Below are 21,808 nucleotides of genomic sequence, written 5' to 3' on the forward strand. Positions count from 1 at the left end.
CAGAGGGAAAAGTAGTGTTAGCGAAAGGTCCTTCAACTTTAAACTCAGGCACAGGTTTTTGTCTTGAACAAACGGGGAGCTCTGGTAAAGAATTTGATGAAATCGAGAACGCTTCATCGATTACATTGGATGCCGCAAATTATTTTAAACCTGAATACGTTGATAGGCTCACTCAACTTGCTACAGATATCCTTATCGAACGCCCTGGTATTACACTGCATGCACTTACCCTCGAAATAGCCAACCTACATGGCTTAACACGTACAAGCAAAAAGCAACTCGAGTATATGAGAAAAATACTTGATACTTTCGCTGGTATCAAAGAGAGCGATGGGTACTCTCCAACACTCTGGGTTTCGCCGAGTAATATGGTCGATTTGATTGAGTGGCGGGGTGTAGAGGCATTCGGTTATGAACGAAAGTGGAATGAGCTGTCGTATGAGGAGGCTTTGGGGCTTGCTAAGTTTGCGATTCAGAAGAACTCAGAAGCGCCAATAGATGTTATTTGCGATGAGTTAAATATTAAGAGACGTCATGAGACATCCTTGAACCAATTTGCTATTTGGCTAAAAACCGTTAATGAATTTGACGATCAGAAATAGCTAATACATATGCTTGTCAGGCCTGATGCCTCAAAGCTTAGGAACTGACAAGCTTTTCTCGAATCTTTTATATACGCAGTTAGATTAAATCATTAACAAGGATGTGTAATGAGAAATAGAAAATGGATATTTGCGGCTATTTTGCTTATTGGAGGACCTTCATTATTGCCCTTTAGTTTGGAAGTAATCTCAATAATTGAGCTGTTTGGTCTTTTGGGTTTGTGGACAATTTATTCATCTTACGCTGAATATTTGGCGAATCACCCTTGGTTTAAAAGAGGTCTGCGTTTAGCAACCAGTTGGGACTTTCAGCCTCAAATGCTGTTCTCTCTGAGAGAGCTTAGGGCATGTCCACAGTTAGTTTTCCACATGCTTCCTGTTCAAAGTGTGATGATCTGGGCTTTGAACATTATGTTTTGGGCGAGTGTGGCTTGGTGCTACAGAATTTAAGCGAACAAATTGTTCAAGAGGGGTTCGCAACGCATAGCATTTTTACTGTGCGTTGGTTTTAGTGATTAAGGCGGTATGCAGTGGTATCAGTATTGAGTCGCTCACCCGTCAACAAGACGCCAAACAGTAAGGATGATGGATGATTAAAGCACAAATATATGATGTATTTTGTGATGAGTTAGCTCAAGGTAACCCATGTGGCGTTGTCGAACTAAATCACTGGCTGAGTGATTCTGAATTACTTCAAATCACTCATCAGGTCGCTCAACCTGTCACATCATTTGTGGTTCGGTCTGGCACTGACTACCACATTCGCTGGTTTAGCCTAGAAGGAGAGATCAACCTATGCGGACACGGAAGTTTGGGCGCAGGCGCTGCAATCATTTCCAACTATCATCAGAATGAGATCATTCTAAAAAGCCAGTATGGCCATATTACCGTTACTGAACTTTTTGGAATGTACAGGATCGTGATGCCAAGTTGGCAAGCCAAGCCTCATGCCATCCCCTTGGATATTTCAGGTTTTTCCAATCGCCCCGTAGATGCTTTTACAACGCGTGATTTGGTTGTTGTTCTCGAGTCCGAAGATGATGTTGTTCTCTATCAACCTAACTTTGATGAGCTGATTAAAATTGATGAGTTTCATGCGGTCATCGTGACGGCTCAAAGTTCTGATAGTGGCTATGTGCTGCGTTACTTTGCACCTAAAATCGGTATTTCAGAAGATCTTGCCACAGGTTCGGCTCAGTGCTCATTGGCGCCTTATTGGTTTGAAAAGCTAGGCAAAGAAAAATTGACGGCTCGTCAGCTATCTCGTGCTGGTGGTTATTTTGAAGTGGCTCGCGGTTTAGAATCTACGATCGTATTGTCTGCACACGTGAAAAGTCGGACTTGAATGCAAACGCCTCTAGCTCTTACACAAGATCTAGAGGCATCCATTTTTTATTGACTTAAAAGTGCCGAGCTAAGATTTTAACCCGGCAGCGGTCATCATGACGCGAAATAACATAGACACTAACCCTAATGCAGCGACGCTAACGACCCAAATTCCAACCATCCAAGCCCATTGGCGGCACCAATTTTTGATTTTCATACTCACTCCTTATCAACTCGTTAATGGTACGCTTCGCCTTCTTTTACTTTTCCGGAGAAGACGTAGTAACTCCAAAAGGTGTAAGCCAGAATGATCGGGATGATGATCACTGCTCCAACGAGCATAAAGCGCTGACTGCTTGCAGGAGCCGCTGCTTCCCATATTGATATGCTAGGAGGAATGATATTTGGCCAGATACTGATGCCAAGCCCAGCGAACCCGAGAATCACGATCACCAATGCCATCACGAAAGGGCTGCGCTCTTTACGCTTTTTAACGGAGTCGGCAATCTTCAAACATACCAGCCCAGTAATGACAGGTACGGGCAGTAAGTAGAACAAATTAGGCAGAGAAAACCATCTTTCCGCAATGGCAGGGTAAGCAAGTGGAGTCCAAGCGCTCACAATGACTAATGCGGAGATCATTGCCAGTAGTGTTTTGTTAGTGAAGCGGTACATCGTGTTTTGCAGTTCACCTTCCGTCTTCATGATGAGCCATGTGCTACCAAGCAGCGCGTACGTTGCGACTAAACCCAAACCACAAAAGATGGGAAAAGGGCTGAGCCAGTCGAGTTGGCTACCTACGAAGACGCGGTTTTCCACCGCAAAGCCTTGAATTACCGCGCCAACAACGATGCCTTGGAAAAACGTGGTTAAAATCGAGCCGACCATAAAAGAGCGATCCCAGAACTTTAAGTGGCTTTCCAATGCTTTAAAGCGAAACTCAAACGCGACGCCACGAAAGATCAAAGCAATCAACATCAACGTTAAAGGGATGGTTAGCGCTTCAATAATCACAGCGTAAGCCATCGGAAAAGCGCCAAATAGAGATGCGCCTCCAAGTACAATCCAAGTTTCGTTACCGTCCCAAACAGGTGCGACACTGTTGACCATGACGTCTTTTTGCTTTTCATCCTTGATGAAGGGCATCAGTACTCCAATACCCAAATCGAAGCCGTCCATGATGATGTACATCAAAGTGGCAAAAACGATGATCGCGAACCAAATCACGGATAAATCAAAATGCATATTTTCTACCTTCACTTTGTGACAAATTCTAAATGCGACCTGAAACGGTCGTCATGTCGTGCTCATCGTGTTCGATTGCATCGGGGCCTTTCTTGATTTGGTGGATCATGTAGTAATAACCAAAACCAAATACCAAGCTGTATACAACAAGGAAACACAGCAGGCTGATGCTCATTTGTAGGTCTCCGTGTGCAGAAACCGCATCACGCGTTTTTTGTACGCCATACACGACCCAAGGTTGCCGACCAACCTCTGTCGTAAACCAGCCAGCGAGTATTGCGATAAGACCAGATGGCCCCATAAACAATGAAAACTTGAGGAACCAACGCGAAGTATAAAGCGTGTTCTTTTTTCGTAACCATATGCTGTAGAAGCTCTGAAAAATCATCAGAAGTCCTAGCCCGACCATGATTCGAAATGACCAAAAGACGATAGGTGAGTTCGGTCGTTCCTCTTTCGGGAAGTCTTTCAGCGCCGGGATTGGCTCAGTTAAACTGTGGCGTAGGATCAAACTTCCTAAAACAGGAATTTCTAAGGCATAGTCTGTGCGTTCTTGTTCCATGTTTGGCATGCCGAACAATATCAATGGGGTTGGTTTGCCATCGCTGTTATCCCAATGTCCTTCGATGGCAGCGATTTTGGCGGGCTGGTGTTCCAGAGTGTTTAGCCCGTGCACATCGCCAATCACGGCTTGGAGTGGCGCAAGGAACACTAAGATCCCGAGCGACATCGAAAACATGGTTTTTACCGCAGTCGATTGATTGCCTCTCAATAAATGCCAAGCGGCTGACGCGCCTACAAAGAGTGCTGAACTGACGAAAGCCGCGACGCTCATGTGCGCCAAACGATAAGGAAATGAAGGATTGAAAACGATAGCAAACCAGTCGGTTGGCACCACACGTCCGTCGACAATTTCATAGCCTTGTGGCGTTTGCATCCAACTGTTGGAGGCGAGAATCCAGAACGTCGAAATGATCGTTCCTAACGCCACCATCGAGGTTGCAAAAAAGTGCAGCTTTTCGCCGACGCGACGCCACCCAAACAGCATTACGCCAAGAAATCCGGCTTCGAGAAAGAAAGCCGTTAACACTTCATAAGTCAGTAATGGGCCTGTGATAGAACCAGCGAAGTCGGAGAAACCACTCCAGTTGGTGCCGAATTGATAGGCCATGACAAGACCAGATACAACACCCATTCCAAAGTTAACCGCAAAAATTTTCGACCAGAAGTGATAGAGCTTTTGGTAATCGGGATTACGTGTTTTTAGCCATAAGCCTTCCAGCACGGCGAGATAGGTGGCCAAACCTATGGTGATAGCGGGGAAAATAATATGAAAGGATACCGTAAAGGCGAACTGTATCCGTGCAAGCATAAATGCGTCGAGGCCAAACATTAAACTTCCTTTGATCTTTTAAGTTTTATGAGAGAGCTATTTTAAAAGGAGCGGAATGAGGGAAGTAGGTACAGACAGTGACTATAAACCTATAACAGATTAAATATTAAAGTGTTATTATTTTGAATTCGGCTTTATGGAAGGGGATTTGCGTTTGGCAAAGTATCAAGAGTTAGTGGAACAGCTTAAAAGGCAGATAAAATCGGGGATATGGCATCCGGGTGACAAGCTGCCTTCGCTGCGTCGCCAATCTGAACACTCGGGTTTGAGCTTGATGACGGTGTTGCACGCGTATCAAATTCTGGAATCTCAAGGCTGGGTGACGTCACAGCCGCGCTCTGGTTATCGAGTCGCGCCCAATATTAAGAGTTCAAATGAACCCCAAGCGCCAGCAGCAGTTTCGTGGACAGAGCAGGTAGACATCAATGAGTTTATCTTTGATGTTCTGCAGGCGAGCAAAAATCCATCCATGATCAATTTTGGCTTTGCCTATCCAGACCCAAGTTTGTATCCACGCTATCACGTGAATCGGGCGATGAGCGCAGCCGCTCGCAATATGCCGATTTCCACCACCTTTGATAACTTACCGCCGGGAAACGAGCAATTACGCACCATCATCGCGAAGCGTTATGCTGCGAAAGGCATTGAAATTTCACCCGATGAAATTGTCATTACGGCAGGCGCGCTGGAGGCGTTAACGCTCAGTTTGCAAGCTTGTACAAGACCGGGAGATTGGGTGGTTGTGGAGTCGCCTGCATTCTATGGCGCTTTGCAATCCTTAGAGCGGTTAGGTTTGAAAGCGCTCTCAGTAAGAACAGACCCAGTCACGGGCATTGACCTAGACTCATTGGAACGAGCGCTGCAAACGCATGATGTGAAAGCGTGCTGGCTGATGTCGAACTTCCAGAATCCTCTGGGTTTTACGCTCTCCAACGAGAAAAAACAAAAGCTGATTGAACTGACACAGCGATATAACGTGCCAGTAATTGAAGATGATGTGTACAGCGAACTGCATGCCGAGAATGACTCGGTTTACCCACTAAGAATGTTTGATGACACGGGTAATACCATGTTGTGCTCCTCGTTTTCAAAATCATTAATCGCAGGGCTACGTATTGGTTGGGTTGCGGCGGGAAAGCGGGCGCTAGAGGTACAAAAGTTACAGTTAATGAGTACATTAGCGACGAGTGCACCAGTGCAAATGACATTGGTGCACTATTTAACAAGCCGCAATTATGAATCGCATTTGAAGCAGTTACGGAAAAAGCTGTTTGAACGTAAAAGTAAGATGACGGTTCTGCTTAGTGAGCTGTTACCTGAAGCAGTCAAAGTGTTAAGCCAAAGCGGTGGGTACTTTATTTGGTTAGAGCTCCCCAAGCATATTGATGCCTTGCCGATATATCGAGAAGCACTAAAGGGTAATATCAGCATCGCACCGGGAAAGATGTTCAGCCTGACAGAACAATACGATCACTGTATTCGTCTTAACGCTTCTTTTGAGCTCAATGACAAATATGTTCATGCTCTCAATCTGCTCGCTAATATTATTCGCGATCATTTGGCGAAATAGCGACTTTCTTCAGTTTTTTGGTTTAATGGAGCGCGCCGGATTTCCAACAACTCGATCGCCCGGCGCAACGTCTTTGGTTACGACAGAGCCAGCGCCGACGACGGCCTCATCACCAATAGTCACGCCTGGCAGTATGATAGCGCCCCCACCAATCCAAACGTTATTGCCGATTTTTACCGGTTTGGCGATCTCATCTCCGGCTAAGCGTCTTTGCGTATCGAGTGAATGAGCGGCTGTGTAAATTTGCACTCTAGGCCCAATCATGACGTTCGCGCCAACCTCAACCTGTCCATTGTCCAGAATAATGGCATCCCAGTTGATGTAGGTGTTTTCTCCGATGGACAAGTGACAACCGTAGGTAAGTTGTAGCGGTGGCTCTATACAGGCGCTATTTTTTAATTGGACGCCCATTTCCGCCAATAGCTGTCTACGGATATCTGGGTTTGGTTCGTGGTTAAACTGGAAGACAAGCTGCGCAGTTTTGGCGCGCATTAGCTTTAGTTCTTCATCCAGACAATTATAGGTTTCTCCAGAGCGCATCCGAGTCAGTTCTGACATAACAATCATTCCATCAATATAGATTGCAATAAGGTGCATAATAATAAGTGAGAGTGATTCGAAGTGAAAATTTGACGCTTAAAAATCAGAAAGTTATCACTGATTTGCCTTGCGTATCCAGTTGGTTGATTGGCTCGTTTAGTTCACAAAGACGTGCTCCCTAAATGGCTTAATCGGTTGAAGCCAAAGTGGGAAACCACTCGAAGCGTTTTACGTAGATTACAATATAGTTAATAAGAAGAACTTAGTTGAGCCGCTTGCGCTATCGATTGACCTAAAAATTTAAGACTTATGCGCTCTGGCTTGCTGGCAACGATGAATCAAGAGTGAGCACTTTATGTTCGAACGGGTCATTTCATTTTTAGAAACAACGCTGTTTACCTTTAACGAACAACCTATCACGTTATGGGCGATATTGATGGTGCCGACATGGGTGATTGTCGCTTTATGGTTATCAAAAATTTTGATCAAAACCGTTACGTCAAGAATGTCCTCATCGGGGAAAGACCCAAACGTGATTCATTTGGTTAAACGGATATTATTTGTCATCGCTCTCGCCATTATTTTTATGACCACACTTTCGATGATCAATGTGCCAATTACCGCGTTTGCCTTTCTGTCTGGTGCCATCGCTATCGGCTTCGGTTTTGGTGCGCAAAACATCATTAACAACTTCATAAGTGGCTGGATTTTGATTGGTGAAAAGCCAATTCGAATTGGGGACTTTTTAGAGGTTGAGGGCGCCAAAGGCACTGTCGAGCAAATAAATACACGTTCAACGAGAATCAGACGAACCGATGGTGTTCATATGCTCATACCCAACAGTCAGTTGATTGAGAACGTGGTGATCAACTGGACGTTATGCGACAGATTAGTTCGTGGCTCGGTCGTCGTCGGCGTCGCGTATGGGAGCGATGTCAAACAGGTTGCTGCCTTAATGGCGGAAGTGACTTCGCAGCAAGCGCAAGTTCTGAGTTCGCCAGCGCCAGATGTGTTTTTTCAAGACTTTGGTGACAATGCTTTGATCTTCGAATCTTATTTTTGGATTAACTCAACGGTTGAGGGCGGTATTCGCTCGGTCGCAAGTGCCATGCGTTTTGAAATCTACGAAGCTTTCGAAAAGCACGGCATTGAAATCGCGTTTCCACAACGAGATGTGCACATTGATGGGCAAATCAAGTTGTCTAGGGAGAGAAACGGATAGGGCGATAAGCGGTATTGGTGTTCTTATCTTGGTGTCGAGTAACCATAGCGAGGCGGTCACAACACGGATTCACCTCGCTAGAAACCAGTTTGAAGGCGTTATTGGTTGTCCCACATGACTTCGCATTCTTCTTTGATTGCTGATTTTAGCAACTCAATCAGTGGAAACGCTCTGCGTCCTAGGCTTACCGCGGGCTCTGCTTGTTCTTCCTCTTCGTCTACATCAGTAGGGAGGTTTTCTTCAGCTGCATTTTTCGCAGATAGAGCAGAAGTTAATCTTGATAGCGCGTCAGGAACATCTTGAGCGGAAATTGATCCCGACACCGTGCCGCTGTGACCCATCATTTTGAGCATATCTAATGCAATATCACCAAACATTGTGACGTTTGAGTGGCTTCGACAACGAAATGTTATGAGCATTTACCTGATCCTGTTTTATATGTTCGGTTTGAAACTAAATTGTAGCTGAAATCAGATACTAATTAATGTGATGAAGACCGTTGAGCGTTAAGGTTTTTATGAGTAACAACAAAAAACGGGCACGTACGTCTGCATGCCCGTTGAAATACATTACCTGATTGGTTGTTGATGATTTACAAGCTATACGGATCGCCCAGAGCTAATGCGACCCTAGAAGCAGGAGACTTTCCTAACGCACGGCAAATTTGCCAACCCGCTTCATTGATGACGCCAAGGTCAACGCCTGTTTCAATCCCAAGTTGCTCACACAGATAAAGTACATCTTCCGTTGCAACATTGCCACTGGCTCCTTTCGCGTAAGGGCAGCCGCCGAGCCCCGCTACTGCGCTATCAATGGTGTTGATGCCCATTAACAAGGCTTGGTAGATATTGGCTAATGCTTGTCCATAAGTGTCATGAAAATGTACTGCGAGCGCGTCTTTTGGCAGTAGCGTTAACAACGAATCCAGCATGGCGATAACGCGATTAGGCGTTGCTTTACCGACAGTATCACCGAGCGAAATCTCATAACATCCCATATCAAACAACGTATTGGCGACCTTGGTAGTTTGCTCTGGCTTGATTACTCCCTCATATGGACACACCATGGTACAAGACAAGTACCCGCGTACAGGAATGTTGTGCTGGTTCGCCAATTCGATAACGGGTTCAAATCGAGCGAGACTTTCGGTAATGCTGCAGTTGATGTTCTTCTGGCTGAACGTTTCTGAAGCGGAGCCAAACACCGCAATTCGCTTTACACCGCTTTCCAGCGCACGTTCTAACCCTGCGAGATTTGGTGTGAGCGCGCTATAAACCACTTCAGGCTTTTTTGAGATACCAGCAAACACCTGATCGGAATCGGCCATTTGAGGCACCCACCTTGGAGAGACGAAAGATCCAGCCTCAATATGCTTTAAGCCACTGCTGCTTAGTTGGTTAATCAAACGGATTTTATCAACCAGCGTCACTGCCGTTTCATTTTGCAGACCATCACGAGCGCCGACTTCGACGATATTAACCTTCGCTGGTAGCATATTCGCGCTCCTTATCTTCACTGACGTTATCCGATATCAAAGACAAATTCAGCAGGATGGAACCGTGCTGTACTTGGTCCCCGTGCTGATAAAACAATTCGTCGACTTTTGCTGCTACCGGAGCCGTGATGGTGTATTCCATTTTCATTGCTTCGAGTACCAAAAGCGGATCGCCCGCCGCCACTTCGTCACCTTTAGCCACCATAACTGCTGAAATTATGCCGTTGAGTGGTGCGGTTGGACTTAGTTCATCATCTACATCTTTTGCAGAGTCAAAGTTAGGTTGATGAGCGAACGTGCGCTGCTGACCAAGATAAAATAGTGTTGTCTTTTGTTCGTTGCTAAGTGCATTAAAGGTGTAACGCACATTATCAATATCGACGATAAACTGGTTGTCACTTTCAAGCAGGATGACCTGATGCAGCTCCTCACCACATCGGACAGTGAAGTGAGTTCCTGTATCTTGCGATGATTGTTGCAAACGTACCTGATGGTTGGCATTGGCATCCGTGAAGTTAAATCGGTAAACGTTGTCAACTGACAGTCTAAAACCTCGTCTGGTTGGCGCGGGTAACGTTGAGCTGTCTGATTTTGAAATGAGATCATTCCAGCGAGCAACCGCCGCCAATGTAAGCCAGATTGAATCCGACACGTCTTGCTGCTCATTTATGCCTTGTTGATGTGTGACGATGAAACCTGTATCGAGCTCAATCTCGGCAAAGGCTGGCTGCGAAATAATACTGTGCAGATAACCAATGTTTGTCGTTACTCCACGTACGTGATATTGAGTTAACGCCTGCTTAATCTGCTTTAGAGCGATATCACGAGTTTGCCCCCAGACGATCAGTTTGCTGATCATTGGATCGTAATATTCGCTGATGCTATCGCCTTGGGTAACACCACTATCAACGCGTACGCACGCTAGGCGCACACTACTGTCTGATACGGGTTCTTTTAAGTAATCAATGCGGCCAGTCGACGGCATAAAGTCATTGTCTGTATCTTCTGCGTAAATTCGCAGCTCAATTGAATGACCGTTGTGGGTGATTTCAGATTGCGAAATAGGTAAATGCTCGCCAGCTGCGACTTTTAATTGCCACTCCACCAAATCAACGCCGGTGATCAATTCAGTAACAGGGTGTTCAACTTGCAGACGAGTATTCATTTCCATGAAGTAAAACTCACCGCGGCTATCGAGCAAGAACTCCACCGTGCCCGCGCCAACATAGTCGATCGCTTGAGCGGCCTGAACCGCAGCTTCACCCATTTGTTTACGCAGTTCATCACTAAGACCGGGAGCTGGTGCTTCTTCGACTACTTTTTGGTGACGGCGTTGAATGGAGCAATCGCGATCAGAAAGATAGACACAGTTGCCATGTTGGTCAGCAAATACCTGAACTTCAACGTGGCGAGGCTGCAATATACATTTTTCGATTAGAAGCTGCTTATCGCCAAAGCTTGAAAGTGCTTCACGCTGCGCACCGTCGATGGCCAGAGGCATTTCGGCTGCGCTATTGACCACTCGCATGCCTTTACCGCCGCCCCCTTGGGTTGCTTTAAGCATCACTGGGTAACCGATTTTTTCAGCTTCCGCTAATAAGTGCTCTACGCTGTTGTCTGTGCCGTGATAGCCGGGAACCAAGGGCACGTTCGCCTCTGACATGATTGCCTTGGCTTGAGATTTAGAACCCATTGCCTCAATTGCGCTGGTGGAAGGGCCAATAAAGGCGATGCCATTTTCGCTGCACGTTTTCGCCAGTTTCGGGTTCTCGGAAAGAAAACCATACCCAGGGTGGATAGCATCGGCTTGCCATTTTTTCGCAGCACCGATAATCGCATCGATATCGAGATACGATTCACTCGCCGGAGCGGGGCCAATGAATTCAGCGAAATCCGCTTGTTTAACATGTAAGCTGCTGCGATCCGCTTCGGAATAGACGGCAACCGTCTCGATAGCCATGGCTTTTGCGGTTTTAATGATTCGGCAGGCAATTTCACCGCGGTTTGCGATCAGTATTCTTTTAAACATGATTCCTCCAATTGGCGGCGCGCTTTTCAAAAAATGCAGCTAGTCCTTCTTGTCCTTCTGCGGACACGCGGGCGGTTGCAATAGCTTGGCTGGTGTATTCAATTAATGAATGCTCGATAGGTTGATTGTCACAACGTAAGCAGAGCGTTTTTGCTGCCTGCATGGCTTGTGGACCGTTGTTGAGCAGGTGATCAATGGTGCGATTGACGGCTTCACGTGGTTGAGCGTCTATCTGATGAAGAATACTCATCGATAGAGCGGTTTCGGCATCGATCATTTCCGCAGTCAAAAAGTAGCGTCGGCTTTGGCGTTGTCCAATCGCTCGAATTACGTAGGGTCCGATGGTCGCGGGCAATAAGCCGAGTTTCACTTCACTCAAACAGAAGCGGCTTTCAGGTGTGCCGATAGCGATATCGCAGCAGCAGATAAGCCCAAGTGCGCCACCAAATGCTGCGCCGTGCACCATAGCAATGGTTGGTTTGCTAAAGGTATCCAGTTTATGCAGGAGCATCGCCAATTGCTGTGCGTCTTGCAGGTTTTCACTCTCGGTTTTGGTGGCCATTGACTGCATCCAGCCAAGGTCTGCACCCGCAGAAAAGTGTTTCCCTTGTGCCGTTAATACTAACGCGCGTAGAGAGTCGTCTCGCTCAAGTCGTTCCAAGGTTTCGATAAGTGAAGCAATTAATTCATCATTAAACGCGTTGTGTTTTTCTGGTCGATTCAGGCTCAACCAGGCAACGCCATTGCTGTCTTTTTCAAGCAGTAGTCCGGTCATGTGACTTCCTTTGTCTGACATTTCAGTCTGTATTTCAATGCTCGCTAACCATTACTTGTTAAACATCGGTATTCGCGAGGAGTTAAGGTTTGCCTTGCATCCGACTACATACGGAAGATGCCAAATTTACTGTCTGGTATGGGCGCATTAAGCGCAGCAGACAGAGCAATGCCGACAACATCACGGGTTTTCGCCGGGTCAATAATGCCGTCGTCCCACAGGCGTGCACTGGCGTAGTATGCATGGCTTTGAGTCTGATATTGCTCCGCAATTGGACGTTTGAACGCTTCTTCTTCCTCTACGCTCCAGCTTTCACCTTTGCGAGTTTTGATATCGCGGGTCACTTGCGCCATCACGCCAGCCGCTTGCTCTCCACCCATGACGGAGATGCGCGCGTTTGGCCACATCCACATCATGGTTGGATCATAAGCGCGGCCACACATGCCGTAGTTCCCTGCGCCATACGAGCCACCAATAACCACGGTAAACTTCGGCACGTCTGCACACGCAACAGCAGTTACCATTTTCGCACCATGTTTGGCGATGCCTTCGGCTTCGTACTTCTGACCGACCATAAAGCCCGTGATGTTCTGTAAGAAGAGCAGAGGAATTTTGCGTTGTGCGCATAGCTCAATAAAATGCGCGCCTTTTTGTGCTGATTCCGAAAATAGAATGCCGTTGTTAGCGACAATGCCAATCGGCATACCGTGAATATGGGCAAAGCCACAGACCAAGGTTTCGCCGAACAAGGCTTTAAATTCATCGAACTGGGAATCATCAACAATTCGGGCAATGACCTCTTTAACATCAAACGGCTTTTTGAGATCGGTTCCGACGATGCCGTACAGCTCTTGGGCAGGAAAACGCGGCTCCAGTGGCGTTTTTTGCTTGAGTTGGACGGGTTTCAAGTGGTTAATTTGAGAAACCGCTTGTCTTGCCAACTCTAACGCGTGGTGATCATTTTCTGCGTAATAGTCCGCCACGCCAGAGGTGCGACAGTGAACGTCTGCGCCACCAAGATCTTCCGCGCTGACTTCTTCACCTGTCGCTGCTTTTACAAGAGGTGGACCTGCCAAAAAAATCGTGCCTTGTTCTTTGACTATGATGGATACGTCGCACATGGCAGGAACATAAGCGCCGCCAGCGGTACATAGCCCCATGACCACCGCAATTTGTGGAATGCCTTTGGCCGACATACGGGCTTGGTTGTAGAAAATACGGCCAAAATGGTCTTTATCTGGGAATACCTCATCTTGGCGGGGTAGGTTAGCGCCGCCAGAGTCGACTAAGTAAACACACGGCAGTTGGCATTTTTCTGCAATTTCTTGTGCTCTTAAGTGCTTTTTCACGGTGAGTGGGTAGTAACTGCCGCCTTTTACCGTCACGTCGTTGGCAACGATCATACACTCGGTGCCGTCAATTACACCCACACCGGCAACCACTCCAGCACATGGAACGTAATCTGGATACACATCCCAGCCAGCAAATTGACCAATTTCTAGAAAGGACGAACCAGGGTCGAGTAGGGCAAGAATGCGCTCACGTACCGGAAGTTTGCCTTTCTTCTGCTGATGCTCGCGGGCTTTCTCACCGCCACCATCTTCTATTTGGGCAGTCACGGTATAAAGTTGATCTACAAGTGACGCCATAGAGCGGTAGTTTTCCTGATACTGCTCTGAATGGGTATTAATATTGGTCGTCAAACAAGCCATAAATAGCCGATCTCCATTCGGTAGACGGGTGTCACCACCCGTCTTTATTTAGGTTGAATAAGATTTAGATTGAATAAGGAAGTTGTTTCGAGTTCGAACCGCCTAGGTATGATGATTAGGCGCTTTCGTTAAACAATTCGCGACCAATAAGCATGCGGCGAATTTCTGAAGTGCCCGCACCGATTTCATACAGCTTGGCATCTCGCAACAAACGGCCCGTATCAAACTCGTTGATGTAGCCGTTACCGCCAAGTAGTTGAATCGCATCCAGTGCCATCTTGGTTGCCAGCTCTGCGCTGTAGAGGATCGCGCCAGCAGAATCTTTACGTGTGGTTTCACCGCGATCACAAGCGGCAGCGACGGCGTAAACATACGCTTTAGCGGCATTCATTTGTGTGTACATATCCGCGATTTTTGCTTGAACTAGCTGGAATTCACCGATGGATTTACCGAACTGTTTACGGTCGTGAATGTAAGGCACAACGATATCCATACACGCCTGCATGATGCCAAGTGGGCCGCCTGCAAGCACCACACGTTCGTAGTCGAGGCCGCTCATCAATACTTTCACGCCTTGGTTTTCTTCGCCGAGAATATTTTCCGCAGGGACTTCGCAGTTTTGGAAGACCAGCTCACACGTATTCGAGCCGCGCATACCCAACTTGTCGAGTTTTTGTGCTTGAGTAAATCCAGGGAATCCGCGTTCCACAATAAATGCCGTGATGCCTTTGGAGTGCTGGCTTGGGTCGGTTTTTGCGTAGACAACATAGGTGTGTGCATCAGGGCCGTTTGTGATCCACATTTTGTTGCCGTTTAGCAGGAAAATATCGCCTTTACGTTCGGCTTTAAGCTGCATAGAGACCACATCAGAGCCGGCGCCGGGTTCACTCATTGCAAGGGCGCCGATATGTTCACCGGAGATGAGCTTAGGTAGGTATTTCTCTTTTTGCGCTTGTGTGCCGTTACGGTGGATTTGGTTGACGCAAAGGTTGGAGTGAGCGCCGTAACTTAACGCAACCGAAGCGGATGCTCGGCTGATTTCTTCCATAGCGATAACGTGGGCGAGATAGCCCATGCCTGCACCACCAAACTGTTCGCTGGTGGTCACACCTAAAAGACCCATGTCACCTAATTTGGACCAAAGATGGTTTGGAAAGTCGTTAGTTTGGTCGATAGATTGCGCTAGCGGCGCAATTTCTCTTGCAGCAAAACTATTGATTTGCTCGCGAAGCAAATCGGTATTTTCGTCATAAACAAAGTTCAGGGAAGAGTAGGTAGATTTCATTGCGTGTCCTTGCCTTTACGTCACCTACATCCCAGAGTTGAGGTGTTAGGTGACTTTTTCGCCTTTCATGGATCTCAGTGTGTTTTGGCATCGCAACTGCGCAGCATTTAACTCCATCATTACCGCTTGAATGTCGTTTGCTTGCTGTTGCAATGCTGCCTTCTTCTCTTCGATCAACCGAATCATATAGTTCAACTGCTCAGTACTTTGATCGGTATCGTAGAGTTCAAATAACTCTTTGATATCTGCAAGAGAAAAGCCCAATCGCTTACCTCGCAAAATCAGTTTTAGTCTAATTCGATCACGACCATTGTAGATTCGAGTGTTGCCTTTACGTTCTGGAGTTAGGAGACCTAAATCTTCGTAGAAGCGAATGCTTCGAGTAGTAATGTCGAACTCTTTCGCGAGCTCGCTGATCTTAAATGTGTTCATTCCTTAACCTTACGACTTTCGTATAACATTTACATGAATATACAATTCGTTAACGTTAAAGTAAACAAACAACATTCACTCTTGAGCCTTGATATCACTCGCATTTACTCGAAATCAAAGAATCACTCGAACAAACAATAACCTCAAACTTGACGTTAACGTAAATGTTAGTATAGTTATGACGTAAACGTCAACAAAAGGTTAATGGAATGAAAAATGAAACATGGATTGTTGCCGCTAAGCGAACGCCTATCGGCTCTTTTCAAGGTGCATTAGCTTCAACAGATGTCACGGAACTCGGTGCGAAAGCCATTCAAGGGGCGCTAGCCGAAAGCCAACTCGATGTGCACAAAATAGACGAAGTGTTGATGGGGTGCGTTTTACCCGCCGGTGTGGGGCAAGCGCCGGCAAGACAAGCAAGCCTTAAAGCTGAAATGCCACAATCGATTGGTTGTACGACACTGAACAAAGTTTGTGGATCGGGTATGAAAACCGTGATGCTGGCATATGACCTTATTCAATCTGGTAATGCGCATGCTGTCATCGCTGGTGGCATGGAAAACATGTCGTCTTCTCCTTATCTATTAAAGAAAGCGCGTGATGGTTTCCGTTTAGGTCACGAGCAAGTGCTTGATCACATGTTTTATGACGGGTTGCAGGATGCCTACCAAGGCGAGCTGATGGGTGTCTTTGCAGAACAGACGGCGCAAAAGTATCAGTTCAGCCGTGAAAGTATGGATGCCTGGGCGCAGCAGTCGGTGACTCGTGCGCAGCAAGCAATCGAGCAAGGTTTGTTCAAAGAAGAGATCGTGCCTGTTAACGTAAAAAGTCGGCGCGGCGAAACCTTGGTTGTAGATGATGAGCAACCGAGCAAACTCGACGTCACTAAAATTCCTACCTTACGCCCTGCGTTTGCCAAAGATGGCGGCGTAACCGCAGCAAACTCTAGTTCCATTTCGGATGGTGCGTCGGCAATGATCTTAGTCGATAGTGAGTTTGGTCGTCAGGAAAACCTTCAGCCTCTAGCCAAAATTGTCGCGTACAGCACGCATGCAAGACAGCCTGATGAGTTCACCATCGCACCAGTCTTCGCGATTGAATCGCTGCTGGAAAAAACGGGCTGGGACAAATCAGACGTGGACCTTTGGGAAATCAATGAAGCTTTTGCTGTCGTGACTCAATACGCGGTGAAAGCACTCGAACTGGACGAGAGCAAAATGAACCCTCGCGGAGGGGCTTGTGCGCTGGGGCATCCAATAGGCGCAAGTGGCAATCGAATCCTTGTCACTTTGATTCATGCGCTAAAACAAACTGGTGGTAAGCGTGGCGTTGCATCGCTTTGTATTGGCGGCGGCGAAGCTACCGCTATCGCGATTGAAATCTGCTAAATCACTCTCAACAAAGTTTCACTTACATAACAGTAGTCAGTAACAAGCTGAAAAATACAAGGATGTCATCATGACAGAACAAGTAAAGCAGTATATCGGTGGTGAATTTGCCATCTCCGATTCAAAACAATGGCTAGATGTAACCAACCCGGCAACCAACGAAGTGATTGCACAAGTACCTTGTGCCACGGAATCGGAAATGAATGCGGCGATTGCCAGCGCAACAGAAACGTTCAAACGCTGGAAAGAAGTTGCAGCGCCGGAGCGTGCTAGATTGATGTTGCGCTACCAACATCTGTTAAAAGAGCAACACGATGAGTTGGCGATACTGCTTTCAAGTGAGACAGGCAAAACCCTCGCGGATGCAAAGGGTGACATTTGGCGCGGAATTGAAGTGGTAGAGCAAGCTGCAAACATTTGTAGCTCAATGATGGGCGAAACGGTGGAAAACGTCGCGACCAATATTGATGGTTACTCTTACATTCAACCGCTCGGTGTTTGTGCTGGCATCACACCGTTTAACTTCCCTGCGATGATCCCATTGTGGATGTTCCCGATGGCGATCGCTTGTGGCAACACCTTTATTTTGAAGCCGTCAGAGCAAGTGCCACTAACGGCAATGAAACTGGCGGAGCTGTTTGAACAAGCTGGCGCACCAAAAGGCGTATTGCAAGTTGTTCACGGTACCAAAGAGCAAGTCGACCGCATTCTGACTGATCCAGTTGTTCGTGCGATCTCTTTTGTTGGCTCTGTGCCCGTTGGTGAGTACATCTACAAAACAGGTACAGACAACCTGAAACGCGTGCAGTCATTTGCAGGTGCTAAGAACCACATGGTCATCATGCCGGATGCAAACAAACAGCAAGTCATCAATAACCTAGTTGGCGCGTCAGTTGGTGCTGCAGGCCAACGCTGTATGGCGATTTCGGTTGCCGTATTTGTCGGCGAAACCAAAGAATGGATTCCAGAGCTTAAAGAGGCGTTAGCTCAGGTTCAGCCTGGCGCGTGGGATGATGAAACCGCCGGTTATGGTCCACTGATTAGCCCTCAAGCGAAGCAGCGAGTGGTGAATCTGATTAATGAAGGCAAAGCGTCAGGCGCGAATTGTGTTCTGGACGGGACAGACTGCCAAGTACCTGGCTTCCCGAACGGTAACTGGGTGGGGCCAACACTGTTTACCAACGTGACCACAGACATGTCGATTTATCAGGAAGAAATTTTCGGGCCTGTACTGTTAACTATGGAAGTGGATGACCTAGATGAAGCGATTGAACTGGTAAATGCAAACCGCTTTGGTAATGGTACGTCTATTTTCACGGCGAACGGCGCTGCCGCGAGAAAGTATCAACACAATATCGAAGTAGGTAACGTAGGAATCAACGTACCGATTCCGGTGCCATTGCCGTTCTTTTCGTTTACTGGGTGGAAAGGCAGCTTCTACGGCGACCTGCATGCTTACGGTAAACAAGCGGTTCGCTTCTACACCGAGACGAAAACTGTCACCGCGCGTTGGTTTGAAGATGACATTCCAAGCGGTCCAAACATGACTATTCAACTTAGCTAATTACTGGATTAGCGACACCTCTAGCCAAGCCCTTCATCCTTTTAGAGGGCTTGGCTCGGATACAAATGCAACGAATTAGACCTTAGGACTTCAAGATGGATTTTGAATTAAACGAAGATCAACTCGCGTTTGCCGAAGTAGCAAAGCAGTTTGCAGACCAAATGTTAGCGCCGCACGCGGCCGAGTGGGATGAAAACCATCACTTCCCTAAAGATGTACTGCGTCAGGCGGGTGAGCTGGGCTTTTTGAGTATCTACACGCCACCAGAGCACGGTGGCTTGGGGTTATCTCGTTTGGATGCGGCGATCATTTTCGAGCAGTTGGCTATGGGTTGTACCGCGACTACTGCGTTTATGACCATTCACAACATGGCGACGTGGATGATCACCAGCTTTGCCAAAGCCGAAGTGGCGCAGCAGTTTAGCGCGGATCTAATTTCGGGTGAAAAGCTCGCTTCCTACTGTTTAACCGAACCTAATGCCGGCTCTGACGCCGCTTCTCTAACGACTAGCGCAGTGCGTGATGGTGATGAGTTTGTCCTCAATGGCGCAAAAGTGTTTATCTCGGGTGCGGGTGATACAGATGTTCTCGTCGTGATGGCGCGTTCCTGTGGTGAAGGAGCGAGTGGCGTTTCTGCATTCGTTGTTCCTGCTGATTGCGAAGGCATTAGCTACGGTAAAAAAGAAGCCAAAATGGGTTGGAACTGCCAGCCAACTCGCATGATTACCTTCGAAAATGTCCGCATTCCGGCTGACTATCTGTTGGGTGAAGAGGGAGAAGGCTTTAAGTTCGCCATGCTTGGTCTGGATGGCGGTCGAATCAATATCGCCACGTGTTCCGTCGGTACTGCGCAACAAGCACTGAACGAAGCCAAGCAATACATGAACGAACGCAAACAGTTCGGCCGTTCACTGGCGCAATTTCAAGCGTTGCAGTTCAAGCTTGCTGATATGGCGACTGAGCTGGTCGCTGCGCGTCAAATGGTGCGACTCGCTGCCGCTAAACTCGATGCCCAGCACGCAGAAAAAAGTGCGTACTGTGCCATGGCAAAACGCTTTGCTACTGATGTGGGCTTTAAGGTCTGTGACCAGGCACTGCAAATTCACGGTGGCTATGGCTACATCAAAGAATATCCAGTCGAGCGCCATTTCCGAGACGTTCGTGTTCACCAAATCCTTGAAGGTACCAACGAAATCATGCGTCTGATCGTCGCAAGACGATTACTAACGGAAGGCGTTGAGCTGCTTTAGTCAGCGAGACACAGCCTTACCTAAAGAAATTAAAAAGGACTGAAAGATTATGACGGCACAAATCAAACTAGAGCGCGAAGCGCATATTGCCAAGCTCACGATTAGTAATCCGCCAGCGAACACTTGGACGCTTGAGTCTTTGAATCAGCTAAAAGAGTTGGCGATTGAACTTAGCAATGATCGCTCTATTTATGCGTTGGTTTTAACAGGCGAAGGCGAGAAATTCTTTTCTGCTGGAGCAGATCTTAATAACTTTGCATCGGGTGATAAATCACAAGCAGCAGACATGGCGTTCGCATTTGGTGAAGCGTTTGAAGCGCTTTCTGCATTCGATGGGGTTTCTATCGCAGCGATTAATGGCTATGCGATGGGCGGCGGTCTGGAAGTGGCGATGGCGTGTGACATTCGTATCGCAGAAGAACAAGTACAAATGGCACTTCCTGAAGCATCAGTAGGTTTGTTGCCGTGTGCGGGTGGGACGCAAAACCTGACCGCGTTGGTAGGTGAAGGTTGGGCGAAGCGTATGATCCTGTGTGGCGAGCGTGTGACGGCCGAGCGAGCGGAAAAAATTGGGTTAGTCGAAGAGGTGGTGGCGAAAGGTCAAGCACTCGAAGCGGCTATGGAGCTAGCACAGCGTGTTGCAGGTCAATCACCGAAATCTGTGTCTGCGTGCAAAACGCTCATTCAAGGTCGACGCAGCCAAACTCATGCGGCTGGATTGGTTTTGGAGCGTGAACTGTTTTTACAGCTGTTCAATACACAAGATCAGACTGAGGGTGTGAATGCGTTTTTGCAAAAGCGCAAGCCACAATGGACAAACAGCTAGCGGAGGCCAAATGACAGGTACAGTAAATGTTTCAAAACTTAAGTGCGCTGATGGCTCTGTTATTGGTGTGCTGGAGCTTGATAATCCAGCTGCTCTCAACGCGTTGAGTTACGTGATGATTGAGAAGTTGTACAAACAGCTTAGTGAATGGCAAACGGACGACAGCGTCGTCGCGGTATTCTTGCATGCTCAAGGTGAAAAAGCGTTTTGTGCTGGTGGCGATATTCAAGCGATCTACCGTGCACTTGAAAACAAAGAGCAAGATTTTGATTCTGCGTTTTCAGCGATGGAAACCTTCTTTGACCTCGAATATCGCTGTGATCATCTTATTCATACTTATCCAAAACCGATCATCGCGTGGGGACATGGTTATTTGATGGGCGGGGGAGTTGGCCTGTTTATGGGCGCAAGTCATCGCGTAGCAGAAACCACCACCCGCTTTGCAATGCCAGAGATTAAAATTGGACTTTACCCAGATGTAGGCGCGACGTACTTCCTAAACCAGTTGTCAAAACATTTGGCACTGTTCTTAAGTTTGACGGCTTGTCAAATTAACGCAACAGATATGAAAGCGTTGGGGTTAAGCCAATGGATTACACAGCCAGAAAACAAGCAAGTGCTGCTGGATCTGCTGGCATCGGTAAGTTGGCAAGATGAAGCAAACATTAATGAAAAAATCGCCACTATGCTGCGTTCGGTACAAGTTGATGAGCCAACCGAAGGGATGTTGATGCCCTATGCGGAATTGATTGAGCAGTTATGTTCGGGTGACTTAGCGTCAATTGTTGATGCAATCAGCCGTGCTAACGTTGATAACAAGTGGTTCGTCAATGCGCAGAAGTCACTGAACTATGGCAGTCCGCTGTCGCTCAGTATCACTTATCAGCAGTTAACGCAGTATCAAAACCTCTCTTTGAAAGCGTGTTTTGATATGGAATTTAACCTAACACTACGTTGTGGCTTAGAAGGTGATTTTAGAGAAGGGGTTCGTGCGCTGATTATTGATAAAACCAATCAACCGACTTGGCAACATCGCACGGTTTCTGACGTAACGCCACAAGTTTTGGAGCGCTTCTTCTCGCCAATTGACTCAGCAGAATACCCACTGACCGCATCGTCGGTAGCTATAGCGGCACTTTAGTACAAGGAAGAAA

21 protein-coding genes are annotated in these 21,808 nt (G+C 47.2%); 10 read left to right on the forward strand and 11 right to left on the reverse strand.

The window, feature by feature from the left end; translation table 11 throughout:
• From R7Q39_RS14765 to R7Q39_RS14775, 3 genes are all read left to right on the forward strand, one after another.
• Positions 1–602: hypothetical protein (locus R7Q39_RS14765; protein ID WP_318074054.1), on the forward strand; the 602-nt coding region annotated here is incomplete at its 5' end.
• 108 nt (positions 603–710) lie between these two features.
• Entirely contained in the window at positions 711–1,052 is a 342-nt protein-coding gene (locus R7Q39_RS14770) for a hypothetical protein (protein ID WP_054577804.1), read from the forward strand.
• Between the two features lie 139 nt (positions 1,053–1,191).
• Positions 1,192–1,947 (forward strand): PhzF family phenazine biosynthesis protein, encoded by a 756-nt coding sequence (locus tag R7Q39_RS14775; RefSeq protein WP_170893166.1) that lies wholly within the window; start codon positions 1,192–1,194, stop codon positions 1,945–1,947.
• Positions 1,948–2,016: 69 nt separating this feature from the next.
• Here the strand turns inward: R7Q39_RS14775 and R7Q39_RS14780 are convergent, their stop codons facing one another.
• The 3 genes from R7Q39_RS14780 to R7Q39_RS14790 are packed head-to-tail and all read right to left on the reverse strand — an operon-like array spanning position 2,017 to position 4,566.
• Positions 2,017–2,145, reverse strand: a complete 129-nt coding sequence (locus R7Q39_RS14780; protein WP_005373267.1) for a DUF2474 domain-containing protein — start codon at positions 2,143–2,145, stop codon at positions 2,017–2,019.
• A gap of 20 nt (positions 2,146–2,165) precedes the next feature.
• Positions 2,166–3,173, reverse strand: a complete 1,008-nt coding sequence (cydB, locus tag R7Q39_RS14785; protein ID WP_005373265.1) for a cytochrome d ubiquinol oxidase subunit II — start codon at positions 3,171–3,173, stop codon at positions 2,166–2,168.
• 28 nt (positions 3,174–3,201) lie between these two features.
• Positions 3,202–4,566 (reverse strand): cytochrome ubiquinol oxidase subunit I, encoded by a 1,365-nt coding sequence (locus tag R7Q39_RS14790; protein ID WP_005373264.1) that lies wholly within the window; start codon positions 4,564–4,566, stop codon positions 3,202–3,204.
• Positions 4,567–4,702: 136 nt separating this feature from the next.
• Between R7Q39_RS14790 and R7Q39_RS14795 the strand changes: the two genes are divergently transcribed.
• Positions 4,703–6,136 (forward strand): PLP-dependent aminotransferase family protein, encoded by a 1,434-nt coding sequence (locus R7Q39_RS14795; protein WP_005373261.1) that lies wholly within the window; start codon positions 4,703–4,705, stop codon positions 6,134–6,136.
• Between the two features lie 9 nt (positions 6,137–6,145).
• Here the strand turns inward: R7Q39_RS14795 and R7Q39_RS14800 are convergent, their stop codons facing one another.
• Positions 6,146–6,694: a sugar O-acetyltransferase gene (locus tag R7Q39_RS14800; RefSeq protein WP_005373259.1), complete on the reverse strand. Its 549-nt coding sequence runs from the start codon at positions 6,692–6,694 to the stop codon at positions 6,146–6,148.
• Positions 6,695–7,031: 337 nt separating this feature from the next.
• On the opposite strand from R7Q39_RS14800, the gene R7Q39_RS14805 reads away from it, so the two are divergent.
• Positions 7,032–7,898: a mechanosensitive ion channel family protein gene (locus tag R7Q39_RS14805; protein ID WP_005373258.1), complete on the forward strand. Its 867-nt coding sequence runs from the start codon at positions 7,032–7,034 to the stop codon at positions 7,896–7,898.
• Between the two features lie 98 nt (positions 7,899–7,996).
• Here the strand turns inward: R7Q39_RS14805 and R7Q39_RS14810 are convergent, their stop codons facing one another.
• The 7 genes from R7Q39_RS14810 to R7Q39_RS14840 all read right to left on the reverse strand — a co-directional run bounded on the left by R7Q39_RS14810 (position 7,997) and on the right by R7Q39_RS14840 (position 15,626).
• Entirely contained in the window at positions 7,997–8,317 is a 321-nt protein-coding gene (locus R7Q39_RS14810; protein ID WP_318076408.1) for a DUF1840 domain-containing protein, read from the reverse strand.
• Between the two features lie 173 nt (positions 8,318–8,490).
• Positions 8,491–9,393, reverse strand: coding sequence for a hydroxymethylglutaryl-CoA lyase (locus R7Q39_RS14815; RefSeq protein ID WP_062731026.1), 903 nt, complete (start codon positions 9,391–9,393; stop codon positions 8,491–8,493).
• Positions 9,374–11,422 (reverse strand): acetyl/propionyl/methylcrotonyl-CoA carboxylase subunit alpha, encoded by a 2,049-nt coding sequence (locus R7Q39_RS14820; RefSeq protein WP_170893168.1) that lies wholly within the window; start codon positions 11,420–11,422, stop codon positions 9,374–9,376. Before R7Q39_RS14820 ends, R7Q39_RS14815 begins: the two co-directional genes overlap by 20 nt.
• Positions 11,415–12,197, reverse strand: coding sequence for an enoyl-CoA hydratase-related protein (locus R7Q39_RS14825; RefSeq protein WP_170893169.1), 783 nt, complete (start codon positions 12,195–12,197; stop codon positions 11,415–11,417). Before R7Q39_RS14825 ends, R7Q39_RS14820 begins: the two co-directional genes overlap by 8 nt.
• A 104-nt stretch (positions 12,198–12,301) precedes the next feature.
• Complete coding sequence (locus R7Q39_RS14830) at positions 12,302–13,909, reverse strand: carboxyl transferase domain-containing protein (protein WP_053304724.1); 1,608 nt, start codon at positions 13,907–13,909, stop codon at positions 12,302–12,304.
• 115 nt (positions 13,910–14,024) lie between these two features.
• Positions 14,025–15,194, reverse strand: a complete 1,170-nt coding sequence (locus tag R7Q39_RS14835; protein WP_033906445.1) for an isovaleryl-CoA dehydrogenase — start codon at positions 15,192–15,194, stop codon at positions 14,025–14,027.
• A 45-nt stretch (positions 15,195–15,239) separates the two neighbouring features.
• Entirely contained in the window at positions 15,240–15,626 is a 387-nt protein-coding gene (locus tag R7Q39_RS14840; protein ID WP_005373242.1) for a MerR family transcriptional regulator, read from the reverse strand.
• A 209-nt stretch (positions 15,627–15,835) separates the two neighbouring features.
• Here R7Q39_RS14840 and R7Q39_RS14845 point away from each other — a divergent pair, with 209 nt between their 5' ends.
• The 5 genes from R7Q39_RS14845 to R7Q39_RS14865 all read left to right on the forward strand — a co-directional run bounded on the left by R7Q39_RS14845 (position 15,836) and on the right by R7Q39_RS14865 (position 21,795).
• A complete protein-coding gene (locus R7Q39_RS14845; protein ID WP_318076409.1) occupies positions 15,836–17,014 on the forward strand; it encodes a thiolase family protein in 1,179 nt (392 codons plus the stop codon).
• Between the two features lie 70 nt (positions 17,015–17,084).
• On the forward strand, positions 17,085–18,578 hold the full coding sequence (locus R7Q39_RS14850; protein ID WP_238762588.1) for a CoA-acylating methylmalonate-semialdehyde dehydrogenase: 1,494 nt from the start codon (positions 17,085–17,087) through the stop codon (positions 18,576–18,578).
• 95 nt (positions 18,579–18,673) lie between these two features.
• Complete coding sequence (locus tag R7Q39_RS14855; RefSeq protein WP_006741037.1) at positions 18,674–19,828, forward strand: acyl-CoA dehydrogenase family protein; 1,155 nt, start codon at positions 18,674–18,676, stop codon at positions 19,826–19,828.
• Positions 19,829–19,877: 49 nt separating this feature from the next.
• A complete protein-coding gene (locus R7Q39_RS14860) occupies positions 19,878–20,654 on the forward strand; it encodes an enoyl-CoA hydratase (protein ID WP_005382662.1) in 777 nt (258 codons plus the stop codon).
• A gap of 10 nt (positions 20,655–20,664) precedes the next feature.
• The gene (locus tag R7Q39_RS14865; RefSeq protein WP_318076410.1) at positions 20,665–21,795 is read left to right on the forward strand and encodes an enoyl-CoA hydratase/isomerase family protein; all 1,131 of its coding nucleotides are present in this window, start codon (positions 20,665–20,667) and stop codon (positions 21,793–21,795) included.
• The last annotated feature ends 13 nt before the right edge of the window (positions 21,796–21,808 follow it).

The organism is Vibrio sp. 947, assembly GCF_033339115.1.
Classification (GTDB): Bacteria; Pseudomonadota; Gammaproteobacteria; order Enterobacterales; family Vibrionaceae; genus Vibrio; species Vibrio alginolyticus.